Annotated in this window: 17 protein-coding genes; 8 read left to right on the top strand and 9 right to left on the bottom strand. The window is 71.5% G+C overall.

Annotated features, from left to right (window positions below):
- Positions 1 to 74 precede the first annotated feature (74 nt).
- The 6 genes from E3N83_RS15725 (at position 75) to E3N83_RS15700 (ending at position 5537) form a co-directional block, all read left to right on the top strand.
- Positions 75 to 527, top strand: coding sequence for an SRPBCC family protein (locus E3N83_RS15725; RefSeq protein ID WP_151084118.1), 453 nt, complete (start codon positions 75 to 77; stop codon positions 525 to 527).
- 31 nt (positions 528 to 558) lie between these two features.
- Complete coding sequence (locus E3N83_RS15720) at positions 559 to 1740, top strand: zinc-dependent alcohol dehydrogenase (protein WP_151084117.1); 1182 nt, start codon at positions 559 to 561, stop codon at positions 1738 to 1740.
- On the top strand, positions 1737 to 2690 hold the full coding sequence (locus E3N83_RS15715; RefSeq protein WP_191907828.1) for an SDR family NAD(P)-dependent oxidoreductase: 954 nt from the start codon (positions 1737 to 1739) through the stop codon (positions 2688 to 2690). Before E3N83_RS15720 ends, E3N83_RS15715 begins: the two co-directional genes overlap by 4 nt.
- Before the next feature lies 1 nt (position 2691).
- Positions 2692 to 4341, top strand: a complete 1650-nt coding sequence (locus tag E3N83_RS15710) for a phytoene desaturase family protein (protein ID WP_151084115.1) — start codon at positions 2692 to 2694, stop codon at positions 4339 to 4341.
- A 10-nt stretch (positions 4342 to 4351) separates the two neighbouring features.
- On the top strand, positions 4352 to 5143 hold the full coding sequence (locus E3N83_RS15705; RefSeq protein WP_151084114.1) for a DinB family protein: 792 nt from the start codon (positions 4352 to 4354) through the stop codon (positions 5141 to 5143).
- A gap of 91 nt (positions 5144 to 5234) precedes the next feature.
- Positions 5235 to 5537, top strand: coding sequence for a lipopolysaccharide assembly protein LapA domain-containing protein (locus E3N83_RS15700; RefSeq protein ID WP_151084113.1), 303 nt, complete (start codon positions 5235 to 5237; stop codon positions 5535 to 5537).
- Here the strand turns inward: E3N83_RS15700 and E3N83_RS15695 are convergent.
- The 8 genes from E3N83_RS15695 to E3N83_RS15660 are packed head-to-tail and all read right to left on the bottom strand — an operon-like array spanning position 5534 to position 12374.
- The gene (locus E3N83_RS15695; RefSeq protein WP_151084112.1) at positions 5534 to 6763 is read right to left on the bottom strand and encodes an aminopeptidase; all 1230 of its coding nucleotides are present in this window, start codon (positions 6761 to 6763) and stop codon (positions 5534 to 5536) included. The genes E3N83_RS15700 and E3N83_RS15695 overlap by 4 nt on opposite strands.
- Positions 6756 to 7157 (bottom strand): nuclear transport factor 2 family protein, encoded by a 402-nt coding sequence (locus tag E3N83_RS15690; RefSeq protein ID WP_151084111.1) that lies wholly within the window; start codon positions 7155 to 7157, stop codon positions 6756 to 6758. Before E3N83_RS15690 ends, E3N83_RS15695 begins: the two co-directional genes overlap by 8 nt.
- 26 nt (positions 7158 to 7183) lie before the next feature.
- Entirely contained in the window at positions 7184 to 8086 is a 903-nt protein-coding gene (locus E3N83_RS15685; RefSeq protein WP_151084110.1) for an ATP-binding protein, read from the bottom strand.
- A gap of 43 nt (positions 8087 to 8129) precedes the next feature.
- Positions 8130 to 9095 carry a quinone oxidoreductase family protein gene (locus E3N83_RS15680; RefSeq protein ID WP_151084109.1) on the bottom strand — a complete coding sequence of 322 codons (966 nt, stop codon included), beginning with the start codon at positions 9093 to 9095 and terminating at the stop codon, positions 8130 to 8132.
- 7 nt (positions 9096 to 9102) lie between these two features.
- Positions 9103 to 9462: a hypothetical protein gene (locus E3N83_RS15675; protein WP_151084108.1), complete on the bottom strand. Its 360-nt coding sequence runs from the start codon at positions 9460 to 9462 to the stop codon at positions 9103 to 9105.
- The gene (locus E3N83_RS15670) at positions 9462 to 10355 is read right to left on the bottom strand and encodes a DODA-type extradiol aromatic ring-opening family dioxygenase (protein WP_151084107.1); all 894 of its coding nucleotides are present in this window, start codon (positions 10353 to 10355) and stop codon (positions 9462 to 9464) included. Before E3N83_RS15670 ends, E3N83_RS15675 begins: the two co-directional genes overlap by 1 nt.
- 17 nt (positions 10356 to 10372) lie before the next feature.
- Positions 10373 to 11167 carry a citryl-CoA lyase gene (locus tag E3N83_RS15665; RefSeq protein ID WP_151084106.1) on the bottom strand — a complete coding sequence of 265 codons (795 nt, stop codon included), beginning with the start codon at positions 11165 to 11167 and terminating at the stop codon, positions 10373 to 10375.
- Positions 11160 to 12374, bottom strand: a complete 1215-nt coding sequence (locus tag E3N83_RS15660) for a CaiB/BaiF CoA transferase family protein (protein ID WP_151084105.1) — start codon at positions 12372 to 12374, stop codon at positions 11160 to 11162. Before E3N83_RS15660 ends, E3N83_RS15665 begins: the two co-directional genes overlap by 8 nt.
- A gap of 223 nt (positions 12375 to 12597) precedes the next feature.
- On the opposite strand from E3N83_RS15660, the gene E3N83_RS15655 reads away from it, so the two are divergent.
- Positions 12598 to 14061 (top strand): amidohydrolase family protein, encoded by a 1464-nt coding sequence (locus E3N83_RS15655; RefSeq protein ID WP_151084104.1) that lies wholly within the window; start codon positions 12598 to 12600, stop codon positions 14059 to 14061.
- Positions 14062 to 14072: 11 nt separating this feature from the next.
- Positions 14073 to 14888 (top strand): IclR family transcriptional regulator domain-containing protein, encoded by an 816-nt coding sequence (locus tag E3N83_RS15650; RefSeq protein ID WP_151084103.1) that lies wholly within the window; start codon positions 14073 to 14075, stop codon positions 14886 to 14888.
- 9 nt (positions 14889 to 14897) lie between these two features.
- On the opposite strand, the gene E3N83_RS15645 is transcribed toward E3N83_RS15650, so the two are convergent.
- On the bottom strand, positions 14898 to 16448 hold the full coding sequence (locus E3N83_RS15645) for an APC family permease (RefSeq protein ID WP_151084102.1): 1551 nt from the start codon (positions 16446 to 16448) through the stop codon (positions 14898 to 14900).
- Positions 16449 to 16458: the final 10 nt, after the last annotated feature.

Here is a 16458-nt window from a genome sequence, read left to right as displayed (position 1 = left end):
TAGCGGCGGCCGTGGCCTTCGTCTCACGCCTCAACCCGACAGTTTCGCGCTACGGCCCACGGGTACGCAGCAGCATGAGCACCACGACCCGTGTCATCAAGGCCTCTCCCGCCACCGTGTGGGAGGTGCTGTCCGACGGCTGGCTCTACCCCGTCTGGGTGGTCGGCGCCTCCCGGATGCGCGAGGTGGACCTCACCTGGCCCGAGGTCGGCAGCCAGCTCCACCACTCGGTGGGCGCCTGGCCACTGCTGATCAACGACAACACCGAGGTCACCGAGTCGCGCCACGAGCAGGTGCTCGGGCTGCGCGGCCGGGGTTGGCCGGCCGGTGAGGTCGACATCGAGATCCGCCTCCGCCCGGTCGGCAGCGACACCGAGGTCGCGATCGACGAGGACGCCGCGGCCGGGCCCGGGCTCCTGATCCCCAAGCCGCTGCGCGGCCTGACCTTCCAGTGGCGCAACGTCGAGACGCTGCGCCGCCTCGCCTACATCGCCGAGCGGCGCGTCACCGCACCCACCGAGTCCTGAGCCATCCACCTCCGCTTCGAGGGAGCAGATCATGAGAGCACTGACCTGGCAGGGCAAGCGATCGGTCTCGGTCGAGACCGTCCCCGACCCCGTGATCCAGCAGCCCACCGATGCCGTCATCCGGGTCACGTCCACGGCGATCTGCGGCTCGGACCTCCACCTCTACGAGGTCCTCGGACCCTTCCTCACCCCCGGTGACGTCCTCGGCCACGAGACGATGGGCATCGTGGAGGAGGTCGGCGCCGAGGCCGGTGACCTGCAGGTCGGAGACCGGGTCGTCGTACCCTTCAACATCTCCTGCGGCTCGTGCTGGATGTGCTCGCGGGGTCTGTACGCCCAGTGCGAGACCACGCAGGTGCGTGAGTTCGGCAAGGGCGCGAGCCTGTTCGGCTACACCTCCTTGTACGGCGCGGTGCCCGGGGGCCAGGCCGAGTACCTGCGTGTCCCGCACGCCGACTTCGGCCCGATCAAGGTGCCCGAGGGCGTCAGCGACGAGCGCTACCTCTACCTCTCCGACATCCTGCCCACCGCCTGGCAGGCCTTCGAGTACGCCGACGTTCCCGAGGAGGGCACGGTCGCGGTCTTCGGGCTCGGCCCCGTCGGTCAGCTGACGGCACGGATCGCCCGGCACGCGGGACGCCGGGTGATCGGCATCGACCGGGTGCCCGAGCGGCTTGCCCTCGCCGCTGCCCACGGTGCCGAGGTGGTCGACCTCGACGCGGTCGACGACGTCACGCAGGCGATCCTCGACCTCACCGACGGCCGGGGTGCCGACGGCACCGTCGACGCCGTCGGCATGGAGGCGCACGGGTCCCCGCTGGCCAAGGCCGCGATCTCCGCCGTCGGCGTGCTGCCGGACAGGGTGGCGCGCCCCCTCACCGACAAGTTCGCGATCGACCGGCTCGCGGCGCTGCAGGCGGCGATCAAGTCGGCGCGGCGCGGCGGGACGGTCTCCGTCTCGGGCGTCTACGGCGGCGAGATCGACCCGATGCCGATGATGGAGATCTTCGACCGCGGACTGACCATGCGCTTCGGGCAGTGCCATGTGAAGCGCTGGACCGACGAGATCACGAAGGTGCTCGAGCAGGGTGACGACGTGCTCGACGTCGAGGGGCTGGCCACGCACCGCCTCTCGCTCGAGGAGGCTCCCGCGGCGTACGAGATGTTCCAGAAGAAGCAGGACGGCTGCGTCAAGGTGGTGCTGAAGCCGTGACCTCCGGTGCCGCGGCGCGGCCCCGGGTGGTCCTGGTGACAGGAGCCTCCAGCGGGATCGGCCGCGCCACCGCCCACGCAGCCGCCGCCGCGCACGACCACCTCGTCCTGGTCGCCCGTGAGGAGTCGACCCTGGTCGACGTGGAGAAGGAGTGCCTCGCGGCCGGCGCCGCCTCCACCCTCGTCGTGCCCGCCGACCTGGGCGACGACACCGACGTCGCGAGGTGCGTCCGCGAGGCACTGGGCGTCACCGGGTCGCTGGACGTCGTCGTCAACGCCGGCGGGGTCGTCGCCTACGGCCGCACCGAGGACGTCCCCGCCGACGTCTTCGACGGAGTGCTGCGGACCAACGTCACGGGCTCGGTCAACCTGGCCCGGCACGTCGTACCGGTACTGCGCCGGCAGGAGCGCGGCACCCTGGTGCTGGTCGGCTCGGTCATCGGCCACATCGCGGTGCCCGAGATGACGCCGTACGTCGTCAGCAAGTGGGCCGTGCGTGCGCTGGCGCGACAGCTCCAGGTGGAGAACCGCGACCGCGACGACGTCCACGTGATCTACGCCGCGCCGGGCGGTGTGGACACGCCGATCTACGCGCAGGCGGGCAACTACTCCGGAGTGGTCGGCCGGCCGCCGCCGCCGGTCGCCTCCCCGGAGAAGGTCGCGAGGCGGATCCTGCGCCTGGTCGACCACCCCCGGCCCAGGGCCCAGCTGGGGATCACCAACAACCTGATGCGGGTCGGGTTCAGCGGCCTGCCCTGGCTCTTCGACGTCCTGGTCGGTCCCCTGTTCACCGTGGCCGCCAAGGACCAGACGACCCCCGTGGCCGCCGGATCGGGCAATGTGCTGGAGTCGGTACCCACGGGCAACCACCTGCACGGCGACCAGGGCAACCCCCTCGTGGGAATCGGTCGCAACCTGCTGACCGTGGCCCGCTCGAGACGGAAGCGATGACATGACGACGTACGACGCAGTGGTGGTCGGAGCGGGGCCCAACGGCCTCGTCGCAGCCAACCACCTGGTCGACGCCGGCTGGTCGGTGCTCGTGCTGGAGGCCCAGCCCGACGTGGGCGGGGCGGTCCGCAGCGACCGGGAGGTGCACCCCGACTTCGTGCACGACACCTTCAGTGCCTTCTACCCGCTGGCCGCGGCCGGGCACATCCACACGCTCGGGCTCGAGCGCTTCGGCCTGACCTGGGTGCACGCCCCGGCCGTGCTGGGTCACCCGTTCCCCGACGGGCAGTGGGCGATCCTGCACCGTGACCGCGACGTCACCGCCGGCCTGATGGAGCAGCAGCACCCCGGCGACGGCGAGGCCTGGCACCGGCTCTGCGACCAGTGGGACCGGATCGGCGACGACCTCGTCGGCGCCCTGCTCACGCCGTTCCCACCGGTCCGGCACGGCGTGGGGATGCTGGCCCGGCTCCGGTCGGTCGGCGGCCTGGACTTCGTGAAGACCATGCTCACGCCGGCCACCGAGGTCGGCTGGTCGCGCTTCGGAGGCGCGTCCCCGCGCACCCTGATCGCCGGCAACGCCGGGCACGCCGACATCCCGCTCAACGCCCCCGGGTCCGGGCTGATGGGGATCCTGATGTCGATGCTGGGGCAGACCGTCGGCTTCCCGGTGCCGCAGGGCGGCGCCGGGATGCTGAGCCAGGCCCTCGCGGCCCGGCTGCGCGCCGGTGGCGGCGAGATCCGGTGCGGCGCCGAGGTCGTCGGCATCGAGGTGTCCGCCGGCCGGGCGGTGGCGGTCCGCACCGCCGACGGCGAACGGTTCGCGGCCGGCCGCGCGGTGCTCGCCGACGTCATCGCCAGCCGGCTGTACGGCGGGCTGGTGGCGGCCGACGACCTGCCGGCGCGCACGATCCGCTCGATGCGCTCCTTCCAGCTCGACCCGGGCACGGTGAAAGTCGACTGGGCGCTGGACGGAGCGATCCCGTGGGCCTCGCCGCCGCCGCACACCCCCGGGACCTTCCACGTCGCCGACTCCGTCGAGGACATGAGCGAGGCGCTCGGCCAGGTGAACTCCCGGTCGATCCCCGCGCATCCCTTCATGCTGGCCGGGCAGATGACCACCACCGACCCGACCCGCTCACCGGCCGGCACCGAGTCGCTGTGGGCCTACACCCACGTGCCTCAGCAGGCCACCCGCGACGCCGGCGACGGCGGCATCACGGGGACGTGGGACGAGTCGGACTGCGAGCGCTTCGCGGACCGGATGCAGGAGCGGATCGAGCAGCTGGCACCGGGCTTCGGCTCCCGGATCATGGCCCGCCGGGTGCTCGGGCCGCACGAGCTCGAGGCCCGCAACGCCAACCTGGTGGGCGGCGCCATCAACGGCGGCACCTCCCAGCTCCATCAGGAGCTGATCTTCCGTCCGGTGCCCGGTCTGGGCCGGGCCGAGACGCCGGTGCGCGGGCTGTACCTCGCCTCTGCGTCCGCGCACCCGGGCGGCGGGGTGCACGGCGCGGCCGGGATGAACGCGGCCCGGGCGGCCCGGGCCCACGACCGCCTGCGCACCGCCGGCGGTCTCCTGCCACGTCGTACCGCGGGAAACCTCGCTCGCCCGGTGCGGGTGCTGGACGAGCCCCCGGCCGACGTGTGAGCCTCTGGGCATGACTGCTGGTCCCGAACCGACCTCGCCGGCCCGCTTCGAGAACCAGCAGCTGCGAGGTGCGGCGTTCAGCCACGTCGACCTGCGTGGCGCGAGGTTCGACCACGTGGATCTCGGCGGCGTCCGGATGCGCGGGGTCGAGCTGGTCGACGTCGAGATCACCGGCGAGGTGTGGAACCTGCGGATCAACGACGTCGACGTCGTACCCCTGATCAACGCCGAGCTCGACCGGCGCGACCCCGACCGGGTCAAGATGCGGCCCACCGACCCGGACGGCTTCCGCGAGGCGTGGGACATCGTCGAGCGGCTCTGGGACCAGACCGTCGAGCGGGCCCGGGGCTTCGACCCCGAGCTCCTCCACGCCAGCGTCGACGACGAGTGGTCGTTCATCGAGACCCTGCGGCACCTGGTCTTCGCCACCGACGCCTGGATCCGCCGGGCGATCATGGGCGAGCCCGCGCCGTGGAGCGCCCTCGACCTGCCGTGGGACCAGATGCCCGACACCCCTGGCGTCCCCCGTGACCGCGAGGTGCGCCCCAGCCTCGACGAGGTGGTGATCCTGCGGCGCGACCGGATGGGCATCATGCGCCAGCTGGTCGACGACCTCACCGAGGAGGAGCTCGCGTCGAGCACCGACCCGGTCGAAGGGCCCGGCTGGCCGCAGTCGCGCAGCTATCCGGTGCGCGAGTGCCTCTCGATCGTGCTCAACGAGGAGTGGCACCACCGGCTGTACGCCGAACGCGACCTGGACGCGCTCGAGTCCCACGTGGCGGAGTCGAGCCCGGCCGACTGACCCGTGCGCGAGGCATCACGCCCCGCGTTGTGGGGTACGGCATCGTGGCGCCCGCATCCGGGTTCGCGCTGACGCCTGAGAGGACTCCGCGATGAGCGAGGCCGACGAGCCCACCGAACGCCCGGCGACGCGCGACGGTGCCAACCCGCTGCGGGGATCGCGGACCAGCAGGTTCTGGGTCGCGCTGATCGCACTGATCGTGATCCTGATCCTCCTGGTGGTCTTCGTCGCCCAGAACACCCGCGCGGTGCAGCTGTCGTTCCTCGGCTGGGACTGGCACCCGCCCCTGGCCGTGGCGCTGCTCGTCGCCGTGGTCGGCGGCCTGGCGATCTCCGCGACCGTCGGCACGCTGCGCCTGATGCAGGTGCACCGGCGGGTGCGACGGACCCGCTAACCGTCCAGCACGAACTCGTCGCCTCGAGTCACGGGTACCACGGACCCATCGGCGTGGTAGCCGTCGATCTGCACCTCGGGGCTGCCGATCACGATGTCGACGTGGGTGTTGGCCTGGTTGAGCCCGGCCGCGATCCGCTGCTCGGCGTCGAGCTCGAGGCCGCCCCGGAAGGCGCTGGGATAGCCCATCCCCCAGGCGACGTGGGAGCCGACGTTCTCGTCGTACAGCATGTCCTTGAAGACCAGACCGGTCGTCGCGACCCGGGAGTCCGAGTCGACGATGGCGACCTCGCCGAGGTGCCGCGAGCGGGGGATCAGCTCGAACTGCTGCTGCACCTCCTGCTCGCCGCGAGCCGCCTTGACCCCGGTGATGGTGCCGTCGCGCAGCTCGAGCTGGAGGTCCTCGACCATGGCGCCCATCGAGGAGAGGAAGAACGGCGCGGCAGTGCGCAGCTTTCCCTCGGCGCGCCGCCAGTCCGGTGACATGAAGACCTCCTCGGTCGGCATGTTCGGCACGAACTCGACGCCGTCGTCGGTCTCCAGCGACCCGCCCACCCACACCGACTCCGGCGCCAGCCCGATGGTGATGTCGGTGCCGGGGCCCTGGTAGCGGACCTTGTCGAACCCGTGGCCGTTGAGGATCGCGGCCCGGGCCTGGAGCTTGCTGATGTGACGGCGCCAGGCCTGCTCGGGGTCTGCCTCGTCGAGCCGCATCGAGACCGCGACCGCCTCCCAGAGGGCCGCCGTGTCGGCGACCCCGACGCTCTCGGCCCAACCACGGGTCGGTGCACCCACCACGGTCCAGGCGAGCTGTCCGCTGGTGATCAGCGGCATGGCCTCGGAGATCAGGTCGACCGGCTGCGACTTCGCGAGGCGGACCGGGTCGAGGCCGTCCATCAGCGTCGGGAACGGGTTGCCGGTCAGGCTGATCAGCGCCGGCTTGATGTTCTTCCAGGCGCGCACCCCGTCCAGCACGTGCTCCGGCGTCGTACCCAGCGTCTCCTCGGGTGCGTGCAGCACCGCAGCCCGCTGGAGGTGCCGGTCGTTGTAGTCGATGGTGACCCGGCTCGCGCCGACGCGGTAGGCCTCCTCGGCCAGCACTCGCGCCACCTCCGCCTGCTCGGGCAGGCAGCTGATCTCGACCTCCTGGCCGGGTTGGACGTTGACGCCGACGCGCACGACCAGCCGCGCGTACTTCTCCAGCAGGTGGTCGTAAGGCTCAGTCATGTCGCTCCTGTGTGTAGAACTCCGTGAACTCCCGGCATCGCCCCTCGTCGTCGAAGGACATCAGGAAGCAGTTGTGGAACACCTTGGTCACCGGACCGCCCGGCGCGTCACGGTAGGTCGACGTGCCGGTCGCCACGACCCGGTCGCCGTCGACCGCGAACGGCGTGTACGACGCGTCGTACGTGCCCGGTGCGTCGCGGGTCGACGCTCCGGAGTCGTCTCCCTCGCCGAGCCACGAGGCCACCACCGCCTCGCGGCCGACCGTCGGCTCGTCGTCGGGGTGGTAGCGGTAGGTGACGTCCGCGCTGAACAGGTCGCCGATCGCGGTCGGGTCGTAGCTCCGCCACGCGGCGACGTAGCGGTCGAGCCAGGCCTGGGCGGAGTCGCGGTCCATGGGCCGACCCTAGTTCGCCGACCCGGTCAGAGGTCCAGGACGAACCAGACCCTGGTGCCGTGGGCGTCGAGGTCGTAGCCCCAGCGTGAGGCCAGGCGCTCCACCACCTCCAGCCCGCGCCCGTGCACCTGGAGGTGGTCGTCGATCTGCCCCACGGTGGTCACGCCCCGGCTGCCCCCGTCGCGCACGGTCGCGGTGAGCACGTCCCCCTCCAGCAGCAGGCGCAGCGTGCAGGAGTTGTGGGCGTGGATGACCGCATTGGTCACCAGCTCGGAGACGCACAGCACGGCGGTGTCGGTGAGGTCCGGCCCGACACCCCAGTCCACGAGGACGTCACGGACGACGTGCCGGGCCTCGCCCACGGCCTCCGGCGTCGGAGCGACGTCGTGAACCGCGACCACGGCGCCCGGCGGTGCGCCCTCGTCGGCCGTCTCCGCCACGGCACGTCGTTCGCCGAGCTGGGCCAGGTGCAGCGCGGCGCCGAGCTCCGCGCCCCGACGCGCCAACGCGAGCCGGTGCTCGAGCCCGAAGGACTGCGGGGCGTCGAAGAAGAGGACGAACCCTCCCAGCCCTCGCCCGGCGACGAGCAGCGGCACGGCCGCCACCGCCGCCGTCGGGCCGTCGGCCTGCCGGTCCACGAACTCGGCGTAGCGTCCGCGCAGCTCGTCGAGCGAGCCCGCGACGAGCTCTCCGGTCCGGGCCGCGGTGTTGATCGGCAGGTCGTCGTAGGCGTCGATGTGGCACCAGGGCGACTCGGCTCCGCCGTCGCGGTCGCTGGCCGTGAAGAGCAGGCGCCGCCCGCCGCCCTCGTCGAGGGCCAGTCCGACGCGGTGGACATCGGGCAGCGTGGCGAGCTCGGCGAGCGCAGCCTTCGCCCACCCTGCCACTCCGGGCACCGCTGACGGCGCCCGGTCTCCCTCCCGGTGCACCGCCCCAGCCTAGGCGTCCGGGCGGCGTGACCGAAGCGCGGTTTCAGCTCGGGCGCACCACGCCGCGGGACCCGGTACCGGCCGCCTGCCGCAGCCAGGCCGCCTCGACGTCGGCGAGCGGCACCACGTCGTACGCCATCCGGATCCGCCCGGCGGCGGCGTGCTCGAGGACGGCAGTGACGGCCGACGTGCGCTGCTCGGGGGTCAGCGCGTTGTTGGTGTAGCCGAGGACCGCCGCCGACCTGCTGCGCAGCCCGGCCGAGGAGAAGACCGCGGCGTCACCCGAGGCCCCACCCAGGTTGACCAGGCGGCCTCCCGGCGCGAGCGTGCCGGCGGCGGCGGACGCGGAGACGCCGAAGACCGGGTCCAGGACGACGTCGAAGGGCCCGTGCTGCGCGAGCGATGCGGTCAGCTCATCGACGTCATGGGTGTCGAGGGGTACGACGACCTCGGCGCCGGCGGCCCGGGCCCGGTCGGCCGAGCCGGGTCGGGCAACCGCGACGACCTGCGCCGCACCGAGCGCGTGCGCCGCACCGATCCCGGCCTGCCCCACGGCGCCGCCGCCACCGAGCACTAGCACCCGCTCGCCGGCCACCAGGCCGGCCCGCCACGAGAGCGCCATCCAGGCAGCGACTCCGGAGAGCCCGAGCGCCGCCGCCAGGTCGTCCGGCACCGTCACCTCGAGAGGTACGACGTCACCGTCCGGCACCAGGCACAGCTCGGCCAGGCTGCCGTCGCCGGGGGCCATCCCGGCCGGCGTGAAGAACCACACCCGCGTCCCCGGCTCGTGGGTCTCGGAGACCTCGACGACACCGACTCCCTGACCGCCCGGCACGTACGGCGTCGCGGGCACGCCGAGGTACGCCGTGCCCGACGCGCAGAGCAGGTCCAGTGGCACCACCGGTGCGGCCCTCACCCGGACCAGCGTCGAGCCGGCCGCCGGCTCGGGGGCGGGGTGTTCGCCGTACGACGGAGGCGAGCCGGGCGTGTGCAGGACGGCGGCGCGCATCAGCGGGTCACGTGGAGATGTCGGGGTAGGGCAGCGTGAGGTGCTCCAACGCTCTGCCGTAGGCGATCTGGTACTCCAGCGGTCCGTGGTCGCGCTCGAACATCGCGATGAACAGGGTCAGCGTGAGGAAGGGATGGGCGCCCATCCCGAACAGCGTGACGTGGTCCTGCTCGACCAGTGCTCGCCGCTCGTCGTCCTCGAAGGCGAGCCAGGTGGACTTCTCGTCACTGTGACTGTTGAGGATCAGGTTGGCCATCTCGGCCTCCCACCAGGCGACCGTCCCGGCCGGGTCCTCACGGTAGCGCTCGACGAGAGCCGGGTCGCGGTCGACGGTGTAGAGGAACTTGTCGAGGAGGTACTTGCTCATCAGAGTGCTCCCTCCGGCTCGGACCGGCGGTCGAGCCCGGATCCCTCCGGGTACCACGTGAAGTACGCCTCCATGGTGTGGAAGAGGTCGAGCGAGTCGGTGTAGTCGGCCTTCACCCCGTCACCGGCGACGCCCATCATCAGCATGAAGTCCATGAAGCCGTGGGTGGCGTTGCCCGGCAGGTGCAGGCTGTCGAGCGACACCTCGCCGAGGCAGCCCTCGACATCGCCGTTCGCGATCCACTCGACGGCCTTGCGGTCGAAGTCCGGGTCGGGGCCGTGCTCGCCGAACTGGCGCGGCCCGCCGAGCTCCAGCGAGAGGTGCCCGGTGCCGATGATCGCGACCCGCTGGTCGCTCGGCCACGACTCGACCAGCTCGCGAATCGCCTTGCCCAGCTGGACGAACCGCTTCGGCTGCGGCAGCGGCGGCGCGAAGATGTTGGTGTAGATCGGCACGATCGGCAGGTCCGCCTGCGGCCGCAGCGTGATGATCGGGCAGGTGATGCTGTGGTCGATCCGCAGCTCGTTGCTGAAGGCCAGGTCGAAGTCCATGTCGAGCCCGTTGCGCAGGATGTGGGAGGAGAGGTCCTCTTGCCCGGCCAGGGTCATCCGAGGGAGGCCGAACTCGCGTTCCTCGTTGTACCAGTTGGCGTCGAAGTACGGCGCCTTGCCGACCAGGAACTGCGGCATGTTGTCCAGCCAGAGCTGGTGGAAGTGGTCGCTGCCGACCATCACCAGCACGTCGGGCTCGGCCCGGGTCAGGGTCTCGCGGAAGGCCTCGATCTTGGCCTGCCACTCGTCGGCGAACGGAGGCCGGTCGGCGCCGGTGGCGGTGCTCGCCTTCAGGTAGAAGGGATGGTGCGTCGAGGCGATGACCGCAGCGACGGTGGCCATGCTCGCTCCTCTCTCACTCAGTCCTGCGGAGTCGGGTCCACGTAGACCGCGTTGCGGTCGATCGTGAGGTAGGCGTCCATCCCGATCGGCCGCCGGCGCTCCTCGGCGAGCTGACCGAGCAGGCCGGCCGCCCGGGCCAGCAGCGCGAAGCCGCGCAGCATCTCGACCGGCAGCCCGAGGTCGGCCAGGGCGGCCCCGCAGACGCCGGCGCCGTTGAGTGGCAGGTGCCGGCCGAGCACCTGCTCGTGCACCCGCCCGATCGCCTCGAACAGCCGCAGGTGCGGGCCGCGCAGACCTTCCTCGTCGGCGATCCGGATCAGCCGCGGGGTGCGTGGGTCGCCCTGCTTGTGTACCGGGTGCCCGAGGCCGGGGACGAACGCGCCCTGCTCGCGGGTACGTCGTACCGCGGAGAGGGCGACGGCGTCCCAGCCCTCGTCGGTGGTCGGCAGGTCACCGGTGTGCGCCTCGAGGACGGCATGGAGGTAGCCGCCGCAGTCCTCGGTCACGCCCAGGAACCGCGAGCCGCCACCGAGCAGGCCGGCGGCCAGGGCACCCTGGAGCGAGTCGGGTGCGGACAGGTAGGTGAGCCGGGCCGCGATCGCGGTCGGGGTGAACCCGTGGTCGGCCAGGGCCACCAGCACCGCCTCGAACACCCTGGTCTCACCCGAGGTCGGGCGCCGCAGCGCGACCAGCCAGAAGGCGAGCTCCCCGAAGCCGACGTTGCCCATCAGGTCGGTGAGGTCCTCGCCCATCAGCGAGATGGTCTCGGCCGTCGACGTCCCCAACGACGTGGGGAACTCCAGCTCACTCATCGCCGCCCTCCGCGTGGTCGCGGCTCTCTCCGTGGTCGAGCGGAGTCGAGACCACGGGCTCCCTCAGCCAGGCCCGGATCTCGTCGCCGTGCTCGTCGAGCCCCGGCGGGGGAAGCCGGTAGTCGACCGGTGTCTCGGAGAACGTGATCGGGTTGCGGATCGACGGCACCATGGCCTCGCCCTCACCGACCTCGACCACGGGCTCCTGCCCGATCTCCTGGGCGAACGCGACGCCGCCGCCGACGTCGTTGATCGGCCCGCACGGCACGCCCGCGCCGATGATCTCGCGGAACCACTCCATCTTCGGCCGGGTCATCAGCCGCTCGACGAGCAGCGGCCGGAGCAGGTCGCGGTTGGCGGTGCGGTCCTCGTTGCGGGAGAAGCGGGGATCGTCGGCGAGCTCGGGGACGCCGAGGACCTCGACCAGCTTGCGGAACTGGCCGTTGTTGCCGGCCGTGACGACCAGCTCGCCGTCGGCGCACATCAGCGGCTCATAGGGGAAGAGACTCGGGTGGCTGTTGCCCATCCGCACCGGTACGACGCCCCCCGCCGCGTAGGCACTGGTCTGGTTGACCATCCCCGACATGGCGGTGGCGAGCAGGTTCACCTCCACGTGCTGACCCCGGCCGTCCTCGTCACGGGAGTGCAGCGCGGCCAGGATGCCGATGGTGGCGTGCAGCCCGGCCATGACGTCGAAGACCGAGATACCGGAGCGGAACGGCCCGGTGTCGGGGCCGCCGGTCAGGCTCATCAGCCCCGACATCGCCTGAACGATGATGTCGTAGCCAGGCAGCACGCGGCCGCGCTCCGTCGTACCGAAGCCGCTGATGGAGGCGTAGACGACCTTCGGGTTGGCAGCGGCGACGGTGTCGTAGTCGAGGCCGTAGCGGGTCAGCCCCCCGGGCCGGAAGTTCTCCATCATGATGTCGGCGCGCCCGGCCAGCTCCTGGGCCAGCGCGAGGTCACCGGGGTCCTTCAGGTCGAGGGCGACCGAGCGCTTGTTGCGGTTGACACCGAGGTAGTACGTCGACACGCCCTCGCGCAGCGGTGGCATCCACGAGCGGGTGTCGTCGCCGGCCGGCGACTCGACCTTGACCACCTCGGCGCCGAGGTCCGCGAGCAGCATCGAGGCGTAGGGGCCGGCCAGGATCCGCGAGAAGTCGGCGACCAGCAACCCGCTGAGCGGTCCGGTCGGTCGGTCGGTCACGGGCGTCCTCCACGGATCTGCGGACACTCGTCCGCTTCGTTGTCTGGCCAGTCTCAGAGTGCAGGGATAGGCCTGTCAAGCAACTCTTGACAGGCTCGCGGTCCCGGGTCGACAGTGGCCGGGAACCTCACTGACCACCCACCGGACACTCGTACGCACCTCGGGTCGGCCGGCAGCAATCGGTGGTCGAGCGGAGCCGAGACCACCTGGAAGCGGAGGGACCATGACCGACTCGATCGTGCTGCGCGGCGGCACCGTGCTGACGATGGACGACAGCCACACCGTCCACGAGACCGCCGACGTGCTGATCGTCGGCGACCGGGTCGAGGCGGTCGGCGAGGCCCTCGCCGTGCCCGACGGGACCCGCGAGATCGACGCCTCCGGCGGCATCGTGATGCCGGGGATGATCGACACGCATCGACACATGTGGCAGACCGCGATGCGCGGGTACGGCGCCGACTGGACCCTGACGCAGTACTTCGTCTGGTACTACCTCGAGCACGGCAAGACCTTCCGCCCCGAGGACATCCATGCCGGCAACGTGCTCTCCGCGTGGGAGTCGCTCGAGGCCGGCGTCACCACCACCGTCGACTGGTCGCACGGCCTCCAGACCGTCGACCACGCCGACGCCGCGGTCGACGCGCTCCAGTCGGTGCCGGGCCGGTTCGTGCTGGCCTACGGCAACATCCAGGCCGGCCCGTGGGAGTGGACCGCGGACCCGGCCGTCCGCGACTTCTTCGAGCGACGTCGTACCGGTGCCGGCGACCTGCTCGGCTTCCAGCTGGCCTTCGACGTCACCGGCGACCCGGCGTTCCCCGAGCGGGCGGCCTTCGAGGTGGCCCGCGACCTCGGCCTGCCGGTGACCACCCACGCCGGGGTCTGGGGCGCGACCAACGACGACGGCATCCGGCTGATCCACGAGAACGGCTTCGCGGGCACCGACACGATCTACGTGCACGCGGCCACGCTGAGCACGGACTCCTACCAGCGGATCGCAGCCAGTGGCGGCTCGGTGTCGGTCTCGACGGAGTCCGAGCAGAGCGCAGGACAGGGCTACCCGCCGACCTGGCAGGTGCGGCAGCACGACATCCCGGTGTCGCTCTCGATGGACACCAGCGTCTGGTGGAGCGGGGACCTGTTCTCCGCGATGCGGACCACGCTCGGCGCCGACCGGTCGCGCGAGCACCTCGAGGCGCACGTGCAGGGCGACACCGTGACCGCCCTGTCGTTGCGCGCCGAGCACGTCGTCGACTGGGCCACCCGCGGCGGCGCGCACGCCCTCGGCCGCGACGACCTCGGCAGCCTCGAGGCCGGCAAGAAGGCCGACGTCGTACTGATCAAGAACGACGACTCGCCGGTCTCCTTCCCGTTGCTCAACCCTTACGGCCACGTCGCCTTCCAGGCCCAGCGCGGCGACGTGCACACGGTGATCGTCGACGGTCGGGTCGTGAAGACCGACGGCCGGCTGGTCGGCTTCGACCCTGCCGGCGTACGACGTGCCGTCGACGCCACCGTCGACCACCTCCGCTCGACGATGGGCGAGGAGACCTGGCGGGCCGGGATGAACCCGGCCCTGCCCGAGGGCAACAAGGTGCTCGACAACCCCTACCAGTACACCGACTACCAGTCCGAGAGCACGCACGGCGCCCGCGGCAGCATGTTCGGCGACACCGACCCCGGCCACTAGGGTCTCCGCTCGTGGCAGGACGTGGCGCGGGGCCGGACTTCGTCGAGGCGCTGGCGCGCGGGCTCGACGTGCTGCGCTGCTTCGACCAGCACCACCGGACGATGTCACTGGCCGAGGTGGCCACCGCCACAGGGCTGGCCCGGCCGACCGCGCGGCGGCTGCTGCTCACCCTGGCCGAGCTCGGCTACGTCCGGTCGGCCGACGGCACCTTCTCGCTGACTCCCCGCTGCCTCTCGCTGGGCACGGCGTACGTCGCGTCGCTCGGCCTCTGGGACCTCGCCCGACCGCACCTCGAGACGCTGGTCCGCCAGACCGGTGAGTCGTCGTCGATGGCCCAGCTCGACGGCTCGGACATCGTCTACGTGGCCCGGGTCTCGGTGCCGAAGATCATCGCGCTGCGGGTCGACATCGGCACCCTCTTCCCGGCCCCGCAGACCTCCCAGGGCAAGGTGCTGCTCGCCGCGCTGTCGGCCGACGAGCTCGACGCGACCCTCGCGATCCCCTCGCGCTCGGGCCTCCCTCCCCGGCCGCCGGTCGAGACCGAGCCAGGCCTTCTGGCCGAGCTCACCCAGGTGCGGGCGCGGGGCTGGGCCCTGGCCGACGAGGAGCTGGCCCCCGGCGTCCGCTCGGTCGCCGTACCGGTCCGCGACGGCACCGGCGCCGTCCGGTCCGCGATGAACGTGACCGTTCACGCCGCCGAGACCTCCACGGAGACCCTGCTCGACCAGCACCTGCCGAAGCTGCTCCGCACCGCCGGCGACGTCAGTGCCGACTGGGCCCGGTGGCAGGCCCGGCCCCACGCCGAGGTGGCCCGGCTGCCGGACTGACCGGCCGGCCTAGGTGCCGACGGGCGTCGGGCCCGACGGTGTCGGCGACGGCTCCACGGCCGGCGGCGCGCTCTGGTTGCGGACCGGAGCACCGAGGACGTAGCCGATCACGCCGATCACCAGGATCACCGCGAGGGTGCCCAGGGTGAAGGCCTCGAAGCGCATCCGCGAGACGCCGTACGAGTCCTCGACGCTGTAGGACAGCCCGAACACCTTCTCGTCGATGGTGCCGGGGAACAGCGCCACCCACGAGCCGAGCACCATCCACGCCGTGCAGACGATGCCGGTGGTCCAGACGCCGACCATGCCGAACGGCAGGCGGTAGGGACGGTGCACCTCGGGGTGGCTGTAGCGGAGCTTGATCACCGTCGGGAAGATCAAGAGGTAGGACAGCAGCGTCGTGGACGTGGCCAGGTAGAGGACCACGGTGAACGTGTCCGCCGCGGACCCGGTGGTGAAGCGCTGGGCCGCGATCATGAAGAGCGTCGCGACGACGCCCGACATGACGTTGACCCGCACCGGCGTACCGAACGTCTTGTTGAAGCGGCCGAACCACCCGATGAAGGCGCCGTCGTACGCCGCGACGGCCTGCACGCGGTCCGAGCCCATCATCCAGACGCTGCCCGAGGTCACCAGGGCGAAGATGAACCCCAGCGCCATCAGGTCGACCATCACGTTCTGGGCACCGCCGTACACGCCGAAGGTGGTCTTGACGGCGTCGAGGAAGCCGGCGATGCCGCTGACCTGGCTGCGTGGCAGGACCTCCAGGATGCCGAAGATCGGGACGGCGTAGCAGAGGACGGCGACGACGCCGCCGATGGCGACGGACCGCGGGACGTCCTTCTGCGGGTCGACCATCTCCTCGGCCGCGCCGTTCTGGAGCTCGAACCCGACGTAGTTGAAGAGCAGGAGGGGCACCAGCCCGAGGAACACCGACGTGCTGGGGCCGAACTCGTGCAGCGAGTAGCCGTGGACACCGTGCTGGGCCGCATAGATGACGATGGTCACCGAGAAGAGGCCGAGCACGACGACCCGCATGATCGCGCCGGCGTTGGGGATCCACTTGCCGCGCTTCAGCGACGCCACGGCGACCCCGATGCTGATCCAGATGAACAGCAGCTTGAAGGCGTAGTCGGCGAAGGTCCCCGTGCCGATGTGATGGATGTTGTCGCTCCACGCCGCCGTCGAGATGAAGGCCAGCGAGCCGCCGACCCACAGGGGGTTGGTCACCCAGTAGAGGAGCGCGCCGAGGCCCGCAGGGAGCCGGCCCCACGACAGCTTCATCCACTCGTAGGGACCGCCCTCCTCGGTGAAGGTGCTGCCGAGCTCCGACATCAGGAGCGCGTAGGGCAGTACGAAGAAGACCGCGAGCACGACGAGCCAGGTGAAGGTCTGGGCGCCGTACCCGGACACCTGGCCCAGCGTGTCGAGACCGACCAGCGCGCAGATCGTGAAGAACAGCATGTCGAAGCGGCGCAGGCTCTTGACGAGCTTGGTGCGCTCCTCGACGGCCATCGCGGTGATGGGCTCGCCCTCGACATAGGGGACCTGGGTCGTCATCTGAGTGCCT

The sequence above is a fragment of the Nocardioides cynanchi genome (genome assembly GCF_008761635.1).
Classification (GTDB): domain Bacteria; phylum Actinomycetota; class Actinomycetes; order Propionibacteriales; family Nocardioidaceae; genus Nocardioides; species Nocardioides cynanchi.
The sequence above is the reverse complement of the archived record's forward strand: the minus strand, read 5'-3'. Positions and strand labels throughout refer to the sequence as shown.